The organism is Thermus islandicus DSM 21543 (genome assembly GCF_000421625.1).
In the GTDB taxonomy this organism is placed as follows: Bacteria; Deinococcota; Deinococci; order Deinococcales; family Thermaceae; genus Thermus; species Thermus islandicus.
This window is the reverse complement of sequence record NZ_ATXJ01000002.1, coordinates 254,590-270,026: the sequence shown is the minus strand read 5'-3', so window position 1 is coordinate 270,026 and position 15,437 is coordinate 254,590. Positions and strand designations below refer to the sequence as shown.

General features: G+C 70.3%; 12 protein-coding genes and 1 pseudogene. 5 read left to right on the top strand and 8 right to left on the bottom strand.

The annotated features are described in order from the left end of the window. Window positions 1–370, top strand: a pseudogene (locus H531_RS0103840) (diaminopimelate decarboxylase); the annotation flags it as partial. 161 nt (window positions 371–531) lie between these two features. Continuing rightward, window positions 532–1,734, top strand: a complete 1,203-nt coding sequence (locus H531_RS0103835) for a thiolase family protein (protein ID WP_022798042.1) — start codon at window positions 532–534, stop codon at window positions 1,732–1,734. A 57-nt stretch (window positions 1,735–1,791) separates the two neighbouring features. On the opposite strand, the gene pxpB is transcribed toward H531_RS0103835, so the two are convergent. The 3 genes from pxpB to H531_RS0103820 are packed head-to-tail and all read right to left on the bottom strand — an operon-like array spanning window position 1,792 to window position 5,739. After that, a complete protein-coding gene (gene pxpB / locus H531_RS0103830) occupies window positions 1,792–3,285 on the bottom strand; it encodes a 5-oxoprolinase subunit PxpB (protein WP_022798041.1) in 1,494 nt (497 codons plus the stop codon). Between the two features lie 4 nt (window positions 3,286–3,289). After that, window positions 3,290–5,302 carry an MDR family MFS transporter gene (locus H531_RS0103825; protein ID WP_245540657.1) on the bottom strand — a complete coding sequence of 671 codons (2,013 nt, stop codon included), beginning with the start codon at window positions 5,300–5,302 and terminating at the stop codon, window positions 3,290–3,292. 32 nt (window positions 5,303–5,334) lie between these two features. After that, window positions 5,335–5,739 (bottom strand): MarR family winged helix-turn-helix transcriptional regulator, encoded by a 405-nt coding sequence (locus H531_RS0103820; RefSeq protein ID WP_022798039.1) that lies wholly within the window; start codon window positions 5,737–5,739, stop codon window positions 5,335–5,337. Window positions 5,740–5,844: 105 nt separating this feature from the next. On the opposite strand from H531_RS0103820, the gene H531_RS0103815 reads away from it, so the two are divergent. Next, window positions 5,845–7,380: an acyl-CoA dehydrogenase family protein gene (locus H531_RS0103815; protein WP_022798038.1), complete on the top strand. Its 1,536-nt coding sequence runs from the start codon at window positions 5,845–5,847 to the stop codon at window positions 7,378–7,380. Here H531_RS0103815 and H531_RS0103810 read toward each other — a convergent pair. From H531_RS0103810 to H531_RS0103790, 5 genes are read right to left on the bottom strand one after another with little or no spacing between them, the layout of a single operon-like run. Beyond that, window positions 7,365–9,050, bottom strand: a complete 1,686-nt coding sequence (locus H531_RS0103810) for an ABC-ATPase domain-containing protein (protein ID WP_022798037.1) — start codon at window positions 9,048–9,050, stop codon at window positions 7,365–7,367. The two genes, H531_RS0103815 and H531_RS0103810, sit on opposite strands and share 16 nt — an antisense overlap. After that, on the bottom strand, window positions 9,050–10,366 hold the full coding sequence (locus H531_RS0103805; protein ID WP_022798036.1) for an aminotransferase class III-fold pyridoxal phosphate-dependent enzyme: 1,317 nt from the start codon (window positions 10,364–10,366) through the stop codon (window positions 9,050–9,052). The genes H531_RS0103810 and H531_RS0103805 overlap by 1 nt, the downstream gene beginning before the upstream one ends. Before the next feature lie 24 nt (window positions 10,367–10,390). Next, the gene (locus H531_RS0103800; protein ID WP_022798035.1) at window positions 10,391–11,974 is read right to left on the bottom strand and encodes a hypothetical protein; all 1,584 of its coding nucleotides are present in this window, start codon (window positions 11,972–11,974) and stop codon (window positions 10,391–10,393) included. Continuing rightward, window positions 11,971–12,678, bottom strand: coding sequence for a hypothetical protein (locus tag H531_RS0103795; RefSeq protein ID WP_022798034.1), 708 nt, complete (start codon window positions 12,676–12,678; stop codon window positions 11,971–11,973). Before H531_RS0103795 ends, H531_RS0103800 begins: the two co-directional genes overlap by 4 nt. A gap of 8 nt (window positions 12,679–12,686) precedes the next feature. Then, entirely contained in the window at window positions 12,687–13,127 is a 441-nt protein-coding gene (locus H531_RS0103790; protein ID WP_028490626.1) for a YbjN domain-containing protein, read from the bottom strand. 342 nt (window positions 13,128–13,469) lie between these two features. On the opposite strand from H531_RS0103790, the gene H531_RS0103785 reads away from it, so the two are divergent. Together H531_RS0103785 and galK are read left to right on the top strand one after the other, a co-directional pair. Continuing rightward, window positions 13,470–14,327 (top strand): metal ABC transporter substrate-binding protein, encoded by an 858-nt coding sequence (locus tag H531_RS0103785; RefSeq protein WP_022798032.1) that lies wholly within the window; start codon window positions 13,470–13,472, stop codon window positions 14,325–14,327. A gap of 7 nt (window positions 14,328–14,334) precedes the next feature. Continuing rightward, on the top strand, window positions 14,335–15,378 hold the full coding sequence (galK, locus tag H531_RS0103780) for a galactokinase (protein ID WP_022798031.1): 1,044 nt from the start codon (window positions 14,335–14,337) through the stop codon (window positions 15,376–15,378). The last annotated feature ends 59 nt before the right edge of the window (window positions 15,379–15,437 follow it).

Genomic DNA, 15,437 nt, shown 5'->3' with positions numbered 1-15,437 from the left:
AGGGCGCTTTCCCACCCCGTTCTACGCTTACGACTGGACCCGCATCGCCGCCCAGGTAAAGAGGCTCAGGCAAGCCTTCCCCGAGGCCAGGCTCTTTTACGCCCTCAAGGCCAACCCCCGTCTGGGCCTCCTACGCCGCCTGCGCGCCCTGGGCCTGGGAGCCGAGGCCGTCTCCCTGGGGGAGATCCTCCGGGCCTACCGGGCAGGGTTTGGCCCCGAGGAGGTGCTCTGGAACGGCCCAGTGAAGACGGAAGAAGCCCTGGGAACGCTTCGGGAGAAGGCCCCTTGGGTGGTGTTGGATTCCGAGGGCGACCTCCTGCGGGTAGCCCGGGTCCTCCTCCGGGTGAACCCGGACCTCCCCGTGGCCACCACCCTCAGCTGGCGACCATATGGCACCGCGGGGCGGGCTTTGGTTTGCTTGTAATTTATTTCACGATTATGCACATTTGTGCTATTTCTCTCCCCAACACCCCTTGACCCGCCCTACCCTGCCGCGCTAGGCTACTACCGACCGTTTGGTAAGGAGGACCCATGCCCGAAGCCTGGATCGTGGAAGCGGTGAGAACCCCCATCGGCAAGCACGGGGGGGCGCTGGCCTCGGTGCGCCCCGACGACCTCCTGGCCCACGCCCTCGCCGCCCTCATGGAGCGCTCAGGCGTCCCCAAGGAGGAGGTGGAGGACGTCTACGCCGGCTGCGCCAACCAAGCCGGAGAGGACAACCGCAACGTGGCCCGCATGGCCCTCCTCCTCGCGGGCTTCCCCGTGGAGGTGGCGGGGTGCACCGTGAACCGCCTCTGCGGCTCCGGCCTCGAGGCCGTGGCCCAGGCCGCAAGGAGCCTCTGGGCCGGCGAAGGCCAGGTCTACATCGCTAGCGGCGTGGAGTCCATGTCCCGCGCCCCCTACGCCCTCCCCAAGCCCGAAAAGGGCTTTCCCACCGGGAACCTCGTCATGTACGACACCACGTTGGGCTGGCGCTTCGTCAACCCCAGGATGCAGGCCCTCTACGGCACGGAGAGCATGGGGGAAACCGCCGAGAACCTGGCGGAGATGTACGGGATCGGCCGGGAAGAGCAGGACCGCTTCGCCCTCCTCTCCCATCAGAAGGCGGTGCGGGCCTGGGACGAGGGGCGCTTCCTTGACGAGGTGGTCCCGGTGCCGGTCAAGCGGGGGAAGGAGGAGGCCTGGGTGGAGGTGGACGAGGGCCCAAGGCGGGACACCTCCCTGGAGAAGCTCTTGAGCCTAAAGCCCGTCTTCCGCGAGGGAGGCACGGTGACCGCGGGGAACGCTAGCCCCCTAAACGACGGGGCGGCGGCGGTGCTCCTCGTTTCCGACGACTACGCCAAGGCCCACGGCCTGAAGCCCTTGGCCCGCATCCGCGCCATCGCCGTGGCCGGGGTGCCCCCTAGGATCATGGGCATCGGCCCGGTGCCCGCCACCAGGAAGGCGCTTCAGCGAGCGGGGCTAAGCCTACAGGACCTCGGCCTCATTGAGCTCAACGAGGCCTTCGCCGCACAGAGCCTGGCCGTGCTCCGGGAGTGGGGCCTTTCCATGGAGGACCCCAGGCTCAACCCCAACGGGGGGGCCATCGCCCTGGGCCACCCCTTGGGAGCCTCGGGGGCCCGGATCCTCACCACCCTGGTCCACGAGATGAGGCGGAGAAAGGTCCAGTTCGGCCTCGCCACCATGTGCATCGGGGTGGGCCAGGGCATCGCCATGGTGGTGGAGGGGCTTTAACCGCACCTCCCCTCCCGGGGGTACCCTAGGGGTCCTTTTGTGCATTTCTTCACGATTTTATGCGCTCGTGAACATGATCTCGGCCCCAGGCCAGGCCTGCCCCAAGAGCCAGCCATCCCGAGGGTCCACCAACGCGGGCTTGGCGTACCCTCCCAAACTCCCCTTATCGGGAAGAAGAACCAAAGGCCGCCCCGAGGGGGGCACCTGGACCCCCCCAAGGGGCGTGGGCTCGGAAAGCCCTTCCCCTCCCGGAACCTCGAGGCCCCATAACTCCAGGCCTATCCGGTCGGCCCGGGCCACGCGGAAGACCCCAGAGCGCAGGGCCCGAAAGGCCTCCTTCGTGAACTGGGGCCCGGGCAGGAGGCGGAGGCGGAACCGCTCGGGCAAAGGAGGCAGGGCAAAGGTCCACCCCGGGCGGGCCCTTCCCTCGGCGCCCAGGCCCAGGACGTCCCCGGCGTTAAGAGGCCGCCCAATCCGGCCCCGCAGGTCCGGAGAGGCGGAGCCAAAGAAGGGGCGGGCCTCGAGGCCCCCCGCCACCGCCAGGTACACCCGGGCTCCCCTCCCCTTAGGCAAGAAGCGAAGGGCCTTTCCCCGGGGCCAGAGGAAGCTCCGCCCCGGGGGTACCTCCTCGCCCTCCAAAAACCCCACCAGGCCGTACCCCGCCAGGGCCGCCACCAGGGGGCGTAGGGCGGTGAGGACGGGGCCCCGGAAGGAGACCTCCAGGAGGGGAGCCTCAAGGGGGTTGCCCACCAGCCCGTTGGCCACCCGGGCGGAGTAAGGGTCCAGGGGCCCCGAGCGGGCAAGGCCGAGATGCCCCGCGAGGAACCGCCCCCCGTCCACCACCAGGTCCAGAAGCCCCGCCTCTTCCACCCGCAAGGCGGGAAGCCGGGGCGCCTCCGGAAGGAGCTCCAAGGGGGCAGGCTCTGGCGGAGGGGTCCCCTCCGCCTCCCGAAAGCGCACCCGGTCCCCCGGGCGGAGGAGAAAGGGCTCGGGGCGGTGGGGGTCGTAGACCGCCACCAGGCTCGTCCCCAGGAGGTTCCATCCCCCGGGGGAGGGCAAGGGGTAGATCCCCGTTTGCGGTCCGGCCACGGCCACGCTGTGGGCAGGCACCCTAGGCCTGGGATGGGGCCTCCTGGGAAGGCGCAAGGGGGGCTCCACGGGGGCCATGAAGGGGAAGCCCGGGGTGAAGCCCAGGGCGTAGACCCGATAGAGGGGCTTCTGGTGGAGGGCCTTGACGGCCTCCACCGAGAGCCCCGCTCTCCCCGCCGCCTCGAGGAGGTCCTCGCCGTCGTAGCGCACGGGGATCTCCACCACCCTCCCCTCCCCCACGCCCTCAGGAGGCCGGGCCTTCAGGAGGTTCAGGAGGCGGAGGAGCCTGCCCTGGGAAAGCCGCCTGGGGTCGTACTCCAGGTAAAGGGTGCCGTAGGCCGGGACCGCGTCCAGGAGGCCGGGAGGAGGGTCCTGGAGGAGGGCCTCGGCCAGGGCCAGGGCCCTCCGGTTCGCCTCCTCGGAGAGGCCCTCCCCGACGCGCAGGTAGAGGCCAGCCCACACCTCCCTACTCTACCGTCCCCGGGGCGGGCCTCCCCTTGAGCTCCCGGTCGGGAAGGAGGAGCAGGAAGGCCAGGGCCAAGGCGACGAAGAGCGCGTTATAGAGGAAGATCCTCCGCAGGGCCTCGGTGATGCCCAGGCTGAGGGCCTCCTTGAGCCGGGCCTTGGTCCTCTCCAGCCCCTCCACCGCCCGCCTCGGCACCTCGTCCAGGGCCTTGGCCTTCGCTTGGTCCAGGGCCCGAAGCAGGGCCCGCTCGGCCTCGGGCTCGGCCCGGGCCAGGGCCGCCTCCACCTGGCGGAGCACCTGGCCCTGGAGGGCGGGTGGGGGCGGGCTCTCCAGGAGGGCCTTGAGCCTGGCGTCCAGGAAGGGGGAGGCGCGAAGGGCTGCCCTTGCCTCAGGATCCCCGGAAAGGGCCCGCTCCAGGAGGGCCAGGGTGCCCTGCCTCAGGCCCCCTGGGGGGATCCTAGCCTTGAGGGCCTGAGGCACCTTGGGGTCGGCCATCAGGGCCCGGTAGGCGGCCTCGTCCCCCCGAAGGGCCCGCACGGCGAGCGCCTCGAGGTGGGCAAACCGGGCGGGAAGGCCCCCCGGGGTCAGGTCCTTGAGGAAGGCCTTGGGGAGCGCGGGGTCCTGCACCAAGGCTCCATAGGCGGCCTCGTCCCCCTTTAGGGCGCGGACGAGGAGGTCCTCGAGGCGGGCGAACTCCCGGTCCAGGTCCAGGGCCATCCCCTCCCCGCTGCGGGCCATGGCGGGGGCGGAGGCGCCGCCGGGGAAGGCCTGGGCCAGGTGGCCCGTGAGGCTACCCGCGAGCACCGTCCCAAGGAGGGCGATGCCCATGGTGGAGCCGATCTGGCGCATGAACTGCACCGCGCTGGTGGCGCTCCCGATGCGGGCCATGGGCACGTCGTTCTGGGCGGCCACGTTGAGGAGGCTCTGGGCCGGCCCAAGCCCCAGGCCGCTCAGGAAGAAGAGGCCCACGGCGAGCCACAAGGGGGTGTCCACCCGCAGCACGAGGTGAAAGACCAGAAATAGGGCGAGGAGGAAGAGGGCGCTCCCCAGGAGAAGGGCCTTGTAGCGGCCGAGCCGGGCGGCGGCCTGCCCCGCCCCCACGCTCCCCAGCACCACCCCAAGGGTAAGGGGGAGGACCGTGACCCCGCTCTGGCTCGCCGAAACCCCCTTCACCACCTGCAGGTAGAGGGGAAGGAAGGCCACGGTCCCCAAGAAGGCGGGCCCGTAGAAGAAGGAGGCCAAAGCGGCGTAGGTGAAGGTGGGGATGCGGAAGACGGAGAGGTCAAAAAGCGGGTGCTTCACCCGAAGCTCGGCCCACACCCAGAGGAAAAGGCCCAGGGCCGCCAGGGCGAAGAGGCCCAGGATCTCGGGGCTTCCCCAGGGGTAGGTGCTGCCGCCCCAGGAGAAGGCGAGCATGAGGGGCACCGCCCAGCCCGCCAAAAGGAGGGCCCCCAAGAAGTCAAAGCGCTCCCGGTGCCCCGGGGAGAGCCTCGGCATATAGCGGAGGATGAACCAAAGGGCCACCGCCCCCACGGGCATGTTGATGTAAAAGACCCAGCGCCAGGAGAGGTGGTCGGTGAGGAGGCCGCCGAGCCAAGGCCCCACCGCCGAGGAGAGGCCGAACATGGCCCCAAAGACCCCGGCGAGCTTCCCCCGCTCCCTAGGGGGAAAGAGCACGGCGATGGTGGTGAGGGCCAGGGCGAAGAGGGCCCCACCCCCGAGGCCCTGGAGCCCCCGGAAGAGGATGAGCTGGGCCATGTTCTGGGAGAGGCCCGAGAGGGCCGAGCCCAGGAGAAAGAGGACCACGGCCGTGAGGAGGATGCTCTTCCGGGAGAAGAGCTCGGTGAGGCGGCCGAAGACGGGCGCGGAAACGGTGGAGGCCAGGAGGTAGCTGGTGGTAACCCAGGCGTAGTACTCCGCCCCCCGGAGCTCCCCCACGATGCGGGGCATGGCGGTGGAGACGATGGTCTGGTCCAGGGCGGCCAAGAACAGGCCGAGCAGAACGCCTACCATGGTAAAGCGGACCTCTTGCGGTGTAGGTTCCCTCATGCTTCTCCCTCCAACCGGGAAAGCAGCCGCGCCAAAAGCGCCTGCTCCTCCTCCGATAGCCTGGCCAGGCGCCGGGCCAAGGCCTCCTCCAGGAGGCGCTCCGCCTCCCGCAGGGCCTGCTCGCCCTTAGGGGTGAGCTCCAGGCGGTAGCGGCGGAGGTCCTTGGGGTCCAGGCTCCGCCGGAGAAAACCCTCGGCCTCGAGGCGCCGCAGCATGTGGCTCACCGTGGGCGGGGGGAGGCCCATGGCCCGGGCGGCCCCCATGGGATGGGGGTAGCTGCGGAGGACGCTCAGGAGCCAGGGGTCAAGCCCGGAGAGCCCAAGCCGGGCAAGCCCCGGCGCCACCTCCTCCCGTAGGGCGCGCTGGAGCCGCCAGATTCGGGCGAGCAGGGCCCAGACCACCGGGGCATTTTACCAAGGCCTAATATTTTCATCGTGAACTATCCCACACATCCCCCCTTGACAAAGGGCCTGGGGCCCCGTAGCCTCCGGGGAAAGGGGGTCAGGATGCAGGGGATCCTCTACAGCCACGGCCAGGACCACTACGCCTTGGACCCGGACCTGAGGGCCATCCTGGACGCCTTCGCCCCGGGCCTTCCCCAGGAGGAGCTTTCCGCCTTTGGGAGGCTGGTGGGGGAGGAGGTCCTGGAGGTGGCCCACCACGTGGACGCCCTCTCCCCTCCCCGCCTCCTGATGCACGACCTGGACGGGAACCGCATAGACCGGGCCCTGCTCTCCCCGGCGGAGAGGGCCCTTTTGGAAAAGCTCCGCCCCATGGTCCGCCCCGCCTACGAGGGGCGGGGCTGGCCCCTGCACTACGCCCTAGGCTACCTTTTGGCCGATGGGGGGCTGTACTGCATCCTCACCATCACCCACCAGGTGGCCTACGCCCTTCACAAGTACGCTCCGGAGCGGGAAGCGGTGAAGCGGGAGCTCCTTTACGGGAAGGCCTTTGGGGCTACCTGGATGACAGAGATTCAAGGAGGTAGCGACCTGGGGGCGAACCGCACCCTGGCCCGGCGGGAGGGGGAGGCCCACCGGCTTTACCAGGGAGACAAGTACTTCGCCTCGGGGGCGGGCCTCGCCGACTACGCTCTGGTCACGGCCAGGCCCGAGGGAGCACCCCCGGGGCCCAAAGGGCTCGCCCTTTTCCTCCTGCCCCGGGAGGCGGAGGGCAGGCTCAACTTCCGGGTGCGGCGCTTCAAGGAAAAGCTGGCCACCAGGGCCGTGCCCTCGGGGGAGGTGGAGCTTGAGGAAAGCCTTGCCTACCTCATCGGGAAGCCGGAGGAGGGGATCTACTATACCCTGGAAACCCTCACCGTGGCCCGCCTGGCCAACGCCGTGGCGGCCATGGGCCTCGCCAAGAAGGCCCACCTCGAGGCCCTCTTCCGGGTGCGCCGCCGCAGTGCCTTCGGCCGGAGGCTTTTGGACCACGACCTGGTGCAGCACGACCTCCTGGAGATGCGCCTGAGGCAGGTGGGGGGCACGGCCCTGGCCTTCCTGGCCGTGGCCGGGTTTGACCGGGTCTGGCAGGAAACGCCCCCCTACTCCGAGGCCTACCACCTGGCCCGCCTCCTCTCCCACCTGGCCAAGGGGCGCACCGCCGAGCACGCCGCCGCCCTCACCGTCCTCGCCATGGAGCTCTTTGGGGGCCTGGGCTTCTTGGAGGACTACGGCGTGGCCCGCTTCCACCGGGAAGCCCTCATCACCCCCATTTGGGAGGGCCCGGCCAACGTGCAGGCCCTGGACATGCTGGAAGCCCTCGCCAAGAAGGGGGCCCACGAGCCTTTCCTGGAGATGCTTCGGGACCATCCCCTGGCCCTGGGGGCGGCGGAGAAGGCCCTGGCCCGCCTCCGGGAGGAAGGCCCGTGGTACGCCAAGGAGGCCCTAAGGCGCCTGGCGGACGCCCTTAGCGTCTACGCCCTCGAGGCCCTGGGCAAGGAGCCCTACGGGGAGCTTGCCCGGCTTTACGCCCTCCGCTTCCTCCAGGGGGAAAGCCTGCCCAAAAGCGCCCAAAGGCCCGCCCTCTACGACCCTTGGTGAGGGGGTTCTACCTGCCGGACCGCAAGGGCCCGGAGCCGGTTCGCCGCCGCTCCAAGCTCCAGAGGACGCACAAAGGCAAGCTCGGGAACCTCTTCCAGGGCGAAGAGGTCCTCCACCTGCACCGCCCGCGCCGCCAGGACCCCTAGGGGGGTCTTGCCGTCGGCCAGGGCCTCGAGGCGGCGGAAGAGCGCGCCCAGGAGGCGGACCTGGGCGTTCTCAAAGAGGTCCAGAGCGGAGAGGTCCACCACCTCCTCCCCGTAGAGGAGCTCCCTCAGGCCCCTTCCCTTCACCCGGGCCCTCCTCCCCTTCCTTGGGTCAAAGCTTCCGGGAAGCGGGGCCCGGGGCCGTACCTGAAGGGGGTATCGGGGTTCGCCATAGGCGCGCCCCGTGGGGTGGGCCCGGGCGATGGCCCGGGCCTCCGCCGTGGCCTCCTGGGGGCGGTAGGCCTCCATGAGGACCACGGTGTCCGCCAGGTCCAGGTAGTCCCCCACGCCCCCCACCACCAGGACCAGGCTCACCCCCAGGGCCTTGAAGTCCTGAACCCTGTCCAGGATGGGGGTGAGGGTTTCCCGGCGCACCAGGGCCTGCATCCGGGCATCCCGTACCAGGAGGTTGGTGGCGGAGGTGTCCTCGTCCAGGAGGAGGACCCGTGCCCCAAGCTCCAGGGCCTCGAGGAGGGCCGCCGCCAAGCTGGTGGAGCCGGAGGCATCCTCCGTGGAGAAGAAGGCCGTGTCCTGGCCCAGGGGCAGGTCGTGGACGAAGGGCCTCAGGTCCACGCCGCGGACACTCCGCCCGTCCTCGGACTGGACCCTCTGGGAGAGGGCCTCCGTCACCACCCACTCCCGCCCGTCCCCCGGCACGTGGGGATGAACCCCGTGGACCAGGGCCTCGAGGAGGGTGGTCTTCCCGTGGAACCCGCCCCCCGTGATGAGGGTCAGCCCCCGGGGAAGCCCCATGCCCCAAACCTCCCCGGCGTGGGGCACCCGGAAGGCCACCCTGAGGGAGGGGGGGCTCTCAAAGGGAAGGGCGCCCTTCAGGGGCCTTTGGCTCACCCCGCTCTCCCGGGGGAGGATGGCCCCTTCCCCCACGAAGGCCACGAGACCCCGAGCGGGGAGGCGCTCTTGGATGAAGGCGAAGTCCTCCGCCTGGTGGACGTGGGCGAGGAGGGCCCTCCCGTCCAGGTCGGGGAGGAAACCCCGAAGGTGCTCCCCGAGGGCCCAAAATAGCCTCGCCGCCTCCTTTCCCAGGATGCGCCGCCCCGCCGCAGGCAGGCCGAGGCGGAAGCGGAGGGCCAGGCCTCGGCCCAGGTGGGCCCCCGCCCGCTTCAGGACCTTGGGGCTTTCCACCTCCACGAAGACCCGGCCCGAGTGGCCGCTCCCCCCCACCTGGGGGAGGGCGCGGAGCCGGGCCTTGAGGCTCCGCAGGAGGAAGTCCTCCACCGCCACCCGGCCCTCGGGGCGGGCGTAGACCCGGAGGGAGCCCAAAGCGGGCTCGGGGTAGAGGACCTCCAGGACGCTCGGGGCCGCAAAGGGGTCCCCCTGGACGTGGACAAAGCGCAGGGCGAACCCTTCCCCCTGCCAGACCCCCTCGAGGTCCCGGTAGAAGGGGTAGGGCCTGCCCTCCAGGGCCTTTAAGAGGTCCAAAAGGTCCCTATAGCCTTGCCTCCCCATCAGGCTACCCGCTCGTAGGCCCGGGCGAGGGCCCGGGAAAGGCGCTCCACCCCCTCCAGGAACTCCTCCTCGCGGACGGTGAGGGGCGGGGCCACCACCAGGAGGTTGTGCTTGCTGAGGACATGTAGACCCTCCTGGAGGAGGGCGCGCTGGAGGGCGGCCATGGCCGGGCTCGGCGGGGCGTGCCAGGGGGAGAGGGGCTCCCGGGTCCTGCGGTCCCGCACCAGCTCCACCCCGTAGAAGGCCCCAAGCCCCCGAACCTCCCCCACCCAGGGGTGGGCCTCCAGAACCCCCAAGGCCTCGCGAAAGAAGGGCTCAAGCCGCTGGGCCCGCTCTAGAAGCCCCTCCTCCCGGTAGGCCTCCAGGGCCGCAAGCCCCGCCGCCACCGCCAGGGGGTGGCCGGAGTAGGTGTGCCCCGTGGGCAGGGGGGTCTCGTCAAAGGCCCGGGCCAGGCCCTCCCGCACGAGAACCCCCCCGAGGGGGACGTAGGCCGAGGTCACCCCCTTGGCGAAGGTGATGAGGTCGGGGACCACCCCGAGGCGCCATGCGGCGAAGGCCGCCCCCACGCGGCCAAAGCCCGTCATCACCTCGTCAAAGACCAGCAGGATCCCGTAGCGGTCACAGACCGCCCGCACCCCCTCCAGGTACCCTTTGGGGTAGACGATGACCCCGTTGGAGCCCACCACGGGCTCCAGGAAGATGGCGGCCACCCGCCCGGGGTCCTCGTGGAGGAGGACCCGTTCCAGGTGGTCCAAGGCCCTGGCCGCCTCCTCCTGGGGGTCTTCCGTGTGGAAGGGGCTCCGGTAGGGGTAAGGGGCGAAGAAGTGCACCACGCCGGGGATGGTGGGCTCGGCGGGGAAGCGGCGGTTCTCCCCCGTGAGGGCCGCGGCGCCGTGGGTCGCCCCGTGGAAGGAGCGGTAGGCGGCGAGGACCTTGGGCCGGCCCGTCAGGTGGCGGACAAATTTTAGGGCGTCCTCGTTGGCCTCCGCGCCGGAAGGGGTGAAGAAGACCCGGGCCCCTTCCGGCCACGGCGCCAGGTCCGAGAGGGCCTTGGCCAGGAGGGCCCGCTTGTCGTGGAAGAGGCTTGGGGCGGCGTAGGCCAGGGTGGCCGCCTGCTCGGCGATGGCCTGGACCACCCGGGGGTGGCCGTGGCCCAGGTTGGCGGCCACGAGCCCCGAGGAGAGGTCCAGGTACGCCCGCCCCTCCTGGTCGTAGAGCCACACCCCTTCCCCCCGCACCACGAGGGGAGGGTCCAGGGCCTTCTGGGGAAGCCAGGGGGTGAGGACGTGCCGCCGGTGCAGGGCCTTGAGGTCCATGAGGGGGATTATACGCCACCCTCCTCACCGCCACGTTCCCGGAAGCCCGCTTAAGGACTCCTCGAGGCGCCGCCAGCCCCCGGCCTGGAGGAGCTCCTCCAGCTTCCCGCCCCGCTCCACGCCCCCCATCACCCCCCCGAAGACGGGCTCGCGCCAAAAGGCCCCCGTGTCAAAGGACTGCTTGTAGAGGCGGAAGGTCTCCCCAGTGGCCGGATCGCGGGCGTAGGTCTGGTCCGAGAGGAGGTTGGTCCAGGAGCGGCGCATCCAGGAGTGGAACTCCTCCGCCTCCTGGTTCATTCGCAAGACCATCCGGGTGAGCTCAGCGCTTACCCGGCGACTCCGCTCGGCCTCCAAAGCCGCAAAGCGGGGGTCCAGGGAGAGGCCGAGGAAGACCCCGGTAAGCGTCCCCTCCTCCTGGGAGAGGGCCTCGGGGGCCCCGTGCACCAAGGCCACCTCGAGGTAGAGGGTGCATCTGGCGGAAGAGGCGGCGAAGGAGGGGGCGTAGCTGAAGAACCCCAGCGCTTCCACCACGGCCTGCCGCCTCAGGTTCCCCTGGAAGGCGCGCAGGTCCAGGGAGGCCCGCCACTTCTGGAACTGGTCCCCTGGCCTTCCCGTGGCCATGAGCATCTGTTGGCCCATCCTCCTATCCCAGGCCTCCCGCACCTCCTCCAGGTACCGGGCCACCCGGCTCGTTCCCCGGAGGGGCCTGCCCCTCTCTACCTCCCAGGGCCCCCCTGTTTCCCAGGCCCAAAGCCCTTGGGCGAGGAGGGCGGGAAGCTCCTCGGGGCTCCGGGCGCAGAGGAAGCCCGGGGCCTTTCCGGCCCGGCCGTTCCAGAGCCAAAGGGTGCTCGGGCTTCCCCCGAAGGGCGTGGCGATGGCCAGGGCCTCCAGGTAGACCACCTCCCTCCGGAGGACCACCCCGCCCTTGGAGAGCTGGAAGACGGGGCGGCGCTGGGTCTCGGAGAAGTCCACCACGCTCCCCTGGAGGGTATACCCCTGGGGCACGGGGACGCGCAGGGCGGGCACGCCCAGGAGGGGGTCGGGGACCGCCTCCACCCGGTAGGGTACCCGCTCCTTGGGGCCCAAAAACTCCAGGGAGCGGAGAAGGCCCAGGACCTCCTTTCGCTCGGCGGAAGACAGGTCCTGGGGCAGGTAGGCGCTCACGGCGAAAAGGCTCTTGGGGCCGGGGAGGAGGAGGTGGGCGGCCTCATACCGGAGGCCCGAAAGGGCCGCCTGGACCTGGGGGTCCAGGGCGAAGAGGACAAGCTCCCCCATGGCCCCCTGGGTGAGGGGAAGGGGGTAGCGGAGGTTCCGGGCGAGGAGCATGAGCCCGCCGGAGGCCGGCTTGAAGTGGAGGGTGGCCTGCTCCCCGCTTAGGCGCCTCGCCTCCTCCAGAAGGGGCCTGGCCGCCTCCTTCGGGGGCTTGAGGGGCATGCCCCGCACCAGGACGGCGCTCTCCAGATCGGTAAGGAGAAGCCCTCCCTCTCCCAGGACCACCCTCCACCCCTCGGGCAGGTCCAGGGCGAAGCCGTGGAGGCGGTCCATCACCCGCTCGGCCCGGGCACCCCAAAGCCCCGCCACGGCCAAAAGAAGAAGGAGTAGCCTCATCCTCCCGCCTCCTTCCAAAGCCTAAGGAACTCCGGGTCCAGGGGGTTGTACCTTCCCCCACCCGGCAGACGCACCAGGTCGTGGGGAAAGTGCCAGGCCCAAAAGCGGGCTAAGGCCGCCCCCAGAAGGAGGACCGCCACGCCAAGCCCCTGGGTGGGCTTAAGGGCGAGGAGCAGGAACCCCAAGGCCACAAGGGCAAACGCCCCGTAGACCTTGCGAAAGTGCCGCCGGTAGAGGCCCAGGGCCCATTGGTGAACCCCCTCCGCCTCCCGGGGCGGGTGGAGGGCTCCCAGGAACCAGACCCGGCCCCGCTGGCCCAGAAGGTAGTCCTGAAGACCCTCCACCCCCCGCCAATCCACTCCCAGATGGGCCAAAGCCTCGTCCCAGCCGGGAAGCCCCAGGGGCAGGGAAAGCCTCTCCTCGCCAAAGTCCAGCCAGAGCCTGCCCCAGGGGGCGTCCAGGGTTACGCCCCTCAGGGCCTCCCTGCGGTAAAGCCTCCCCCCGTGGCGGAGGCCTTCGGCCTCGAGGCCCACCGTATACCCCGTACGGCGGAGGTTTAGGGCAAAGGTCCAAAGGAGAAGAACCCCTAAAAGGAGGCCCCAAAGCTCCCGCATCCCAAGCCCGAGGGCCAGGAGGAGAACCCCGAAGAGCAAAGCCCACCCAAGCCGCCAGCGCGCCCACGCGGGAAAGGCAAGCTCAGGCATACGCCCCCCTAGTCAAACCCTATCCAGGCCGCGAAGGCCCGGAGACTCTTCTCAAAGAGGTCCAAAAAGGCCCGGATGGCCCCTTCCGCCACCCCGCCCGAAAGGTCCAGGTCGGCCTCCAGCACCGGGTCCCCGTCCGCATCCAGGTAGGCCCGGGAGAAGCGGTGCTCCCGGTTCCAGGCGTTGATGCGCTCCAGGGTGGGGGGCTTTTTCATGGAAAAGCCCGCGTAGAGCTGTAGGCTCTCACACCGCCCCTCCTGGCAGTCCAAGAGATACAGGGCCGCCCCCAGGCCCGCCAGGCGGAGGCGGAAGTACACCTCCCCCTTTTCCTCCACCCGCTCGTACCGATAGGAACCGGCCTTCAGCAGGGCCTCCACCTCCCCCGGGGTGAGGGAGGTGCGCACCCCCTGGGCCAGGGACAGCCCCAGGAGGAGGAGCAAGGCCAGCATACGCCCGGCCGTCCGTCCACCTGCCCCTCGCCCCTTAGGGGGCTTCCCCGCCGGAAGGGGCTCGGGGCCCCCATGGGGTGGGAGGAAACGGCCCGCCCCACTTCCTGCCATCCATATACCCCTCATCCGCCACCTCCTGTAGCGCCCTGAGCCAGACCCAGGGCCGGGAAGGACCCCGCGCCCCGCCGCCCGGCTCCCCCGACCCTCCCGCCAGGGGATTCCCGCCCTCGAGGTCCTGGGCCACGGCCCGTCCTCCCAAGGACCAGCTTGCCAAACTGGGCCTTACACCGTTCTTAAACCGCCCCCCTTGACACTATATGAAAATGCGATATCATTTGCTACATGAGGCGCGTCGCCGGTCTAATGCTTCTTTGGCTTCCCGCCCTGGCCCAGGTGCGCGTGGCGGCCACCACCCCCATCCTGGCCGACCTGGTGAGGGCGGTGGGCGGGGAGCGGGTGCAGGTGGCCACGGTGGTCCCGCCGGGGGCCGACCCCCATACCTTTGAGCCTACCCCTTCCACCGCCCAGGCCCTAAGCCAGGCCCGGGCCCTCTTCGCCAACGGCCTGGGGCTTGAGCCCTACCTGCCCAAGCTCATCCCCCTCCTCCCCAAGGGGGCAAGGGTGGTGAAGCTCGGGGAAGGCCAGCCCGGCCTCCTCTGCGAGGAGGACCACGCCCACAGCCACGGGGAGGAGGACCACGCCCACGGCCCCTGCGATCCCCACCTGTGGCTGGACCCCAGCTACGCCCTGCGCTACGCCCAGCGCATCCTCCAGGAGCTTTCCTCCCTGGACCCCAAGGGCAAGGCCCTCTACGGAGCCAACCTGGATCGCTTCCGCAAAGAGGTGGAAAGGCGGGACCGGGCCTTGCTGGCCTGCCCCCTCCGGGGCACCAAGGTGGTGGCCCAGCACGACGCCTTCCGCTACTTCGCCCGCCGCTATGGCCTCGAGGTGGTAGGGGTGCTGGCCAAAAGCGGAGCCCAGGAGGTGAGCAGCAAGAGCTTTCTCGCCCTGCTGGAGAGGGCCAAGAGGGAGGGGGTAAGGCTGGTCCTCGCCGAACCCCAATTCCAGGGGAAGGCCCTCCGCACCCTGGCCGAGGCCATCGGGGCGAGGGTGGTGGTGCTCTACACCGACACCCTGGACGCCAAGGTCCCCACCTACCTGGACCTCCTGGACCACAACCGCAAGGCCCTTTGCCCATAATGGGGGCATGGGCTTCCGGGAGATCTTCGGCATCCTGCCCGAGGCCACGGCCCAGGCCCCGGGCCGGGTCAACCTTTTGGGCGAGCACACGGACTACCAGGAGGGCTACGTCCTTCCCTCCCCCCTCCCCTACCTTACCCAGGTGGAGGCGGCGCGGGCCGAGGGGCGGGTGGAGGCCTACAGCGAAACCCTGAGGGAGCTCAGGGCGAGGCCCCTGGGAAGCCCCCCTCAAGGGGACTTCCTGGACTACCTCCTTGGGGTGGTTTGGGCCTTGGGGGAGGCCGGGCACCCTGTGGAAGGGGCGCGCTTTTACGTGCGGAGCGATCTCCCCATGGGGGCGGGGCTTTCCAGCTCGGCGGCCTTGGAGGTGGCCGCCCTGAGGGCCCTCCGGGCCCTCTACCGCCTGCCCCTTTCCGACCTCGAGCTCGCCCTCCTGGCCCAGAGGGCCGAGGCCGAGTACGTGGGGGTGCGCTGTGGCCTCATGGACCAGATGGCCTCGAGCCTGGGAAGGGTGGGCCAGGCCCTCTTCCTGGACACCCGCACCCTGGCCTACGAGAACCTCCCCCTCCCCCCCGGCACCCGGGTGGCCGTGCTGGACCTTGGGCTCAAGCGGCGCCTGGCCGAAGGAGCCTACAACGAGCGGCGTCAAGAGGCCGAGGAGGCGGCGAGGCGCCTTGGGGTCCGGGCCCTGCGGGACGTGGCCGACCTATGCCTGGTGGAGAGCCTCCCCTCCCCCCTGGACCGGCGGGCGCGGCACATCGTGGGGGAGAACCTGCGGGTACTGAGGGGGGTGGAGGCCCTAAGGCGGGGGGATGCCCGGGCCTTCGGGGAACTCATGACCCAAAGCCACCGCTCCCTCTCCCGAGACTATGAGGTAAGCCTTCCCGAGCTGGACGCTTTGGTGGAGGAGGCCCTCCAGGCCGGCGCCTTGGGGGCGAAGCTCACGGGAGCGGGGTTCGGCGGGGCGGTGGTGGCCCTGGTGCCCGAAGGGGAGTGGAGGGCGTTCAAAGACCGCCTCGAGGCCCGCTTGGCCGGTCTAAAGATCCTCTGATACCCACACCTTGCAAGGACCTCCTACCGGGTGGAGGAAGCCGAAAGCCGCATGGGTTA

Bases quoted from the DNA above. Each gene is read 5' to 3' on its own strand.
- H531_RS0103800 (WP_022798035.1), bottom strand. From the start codon at position 11,974: ATGAGGCTACTCCTTCTTCTTTTGGCCGTGGCGGGGCTTTGGGGTGCC.
- H531_RS0103790 (WP_028490626.1), bottom strand. From the start codon at position 13,127: ATGCTGGCCTTGCTCCTCCTCCTGGGGCTGTCCCTGGCCCAGGGGGTG.
- H531_RS0103810 (WP_022798037.1), bottom strand. From the start codon at position 9,050: ATGGGGAGGCAAGGCTATAGGGACCTTTTGGACCTCTTAAAGGCCCTG.
- H531_RS0103835 (WP_022798042.1), top strand. From the start codon at position 532: ATGCCCGAAGCCTGGATCGTGGAAGCGGTGAGAACCCCCATCGGCAAG.
- galK (WP_022798031.1), top strand. From the start codon at position 14,335: ATGGGCTTCCGGGAGATCTTCGGCATCCTGCCCGAGGCCACGGCCCAG.
- H531_RS0103795 (WP_022798034.1), bottom strand. From the start codon at position 12,678: ATGCCTGAGCTTGCCTTTCCCGCGTGGGCGCGCTGGCGGCTTGGGTGG.
- H531_RS0103815 (WP_022798038.1), top strand. From the start codon at position 5,845: ATGCAGGGGATCCTCTACAGCCACGGCCAGGACCACTACGCCTTGGAC.
- H531_RS0103825 (WP_245540657.1), bottom strand. From the start codon at position 5,302: ATGGTAGGCGTTCTGCTCGGCCTGTTCTTGGCCGCCCTGGACCAGACC.
- H531_RS0103785 (WP_022798032.1), top strand. From the start codon at position 13,470: ATGAGGCGCGTCGCCGGTCTAATGCTTCTTTGGCTTCCCGCCCTGGCC.
- H531_RS0103805 (WP_022798036.1), bottom strand. From the start codon at position 10,366: ATGGACCTCAAGGCCCTGCACCGGCGGCACGTCCTCACCCCCTGGCTT.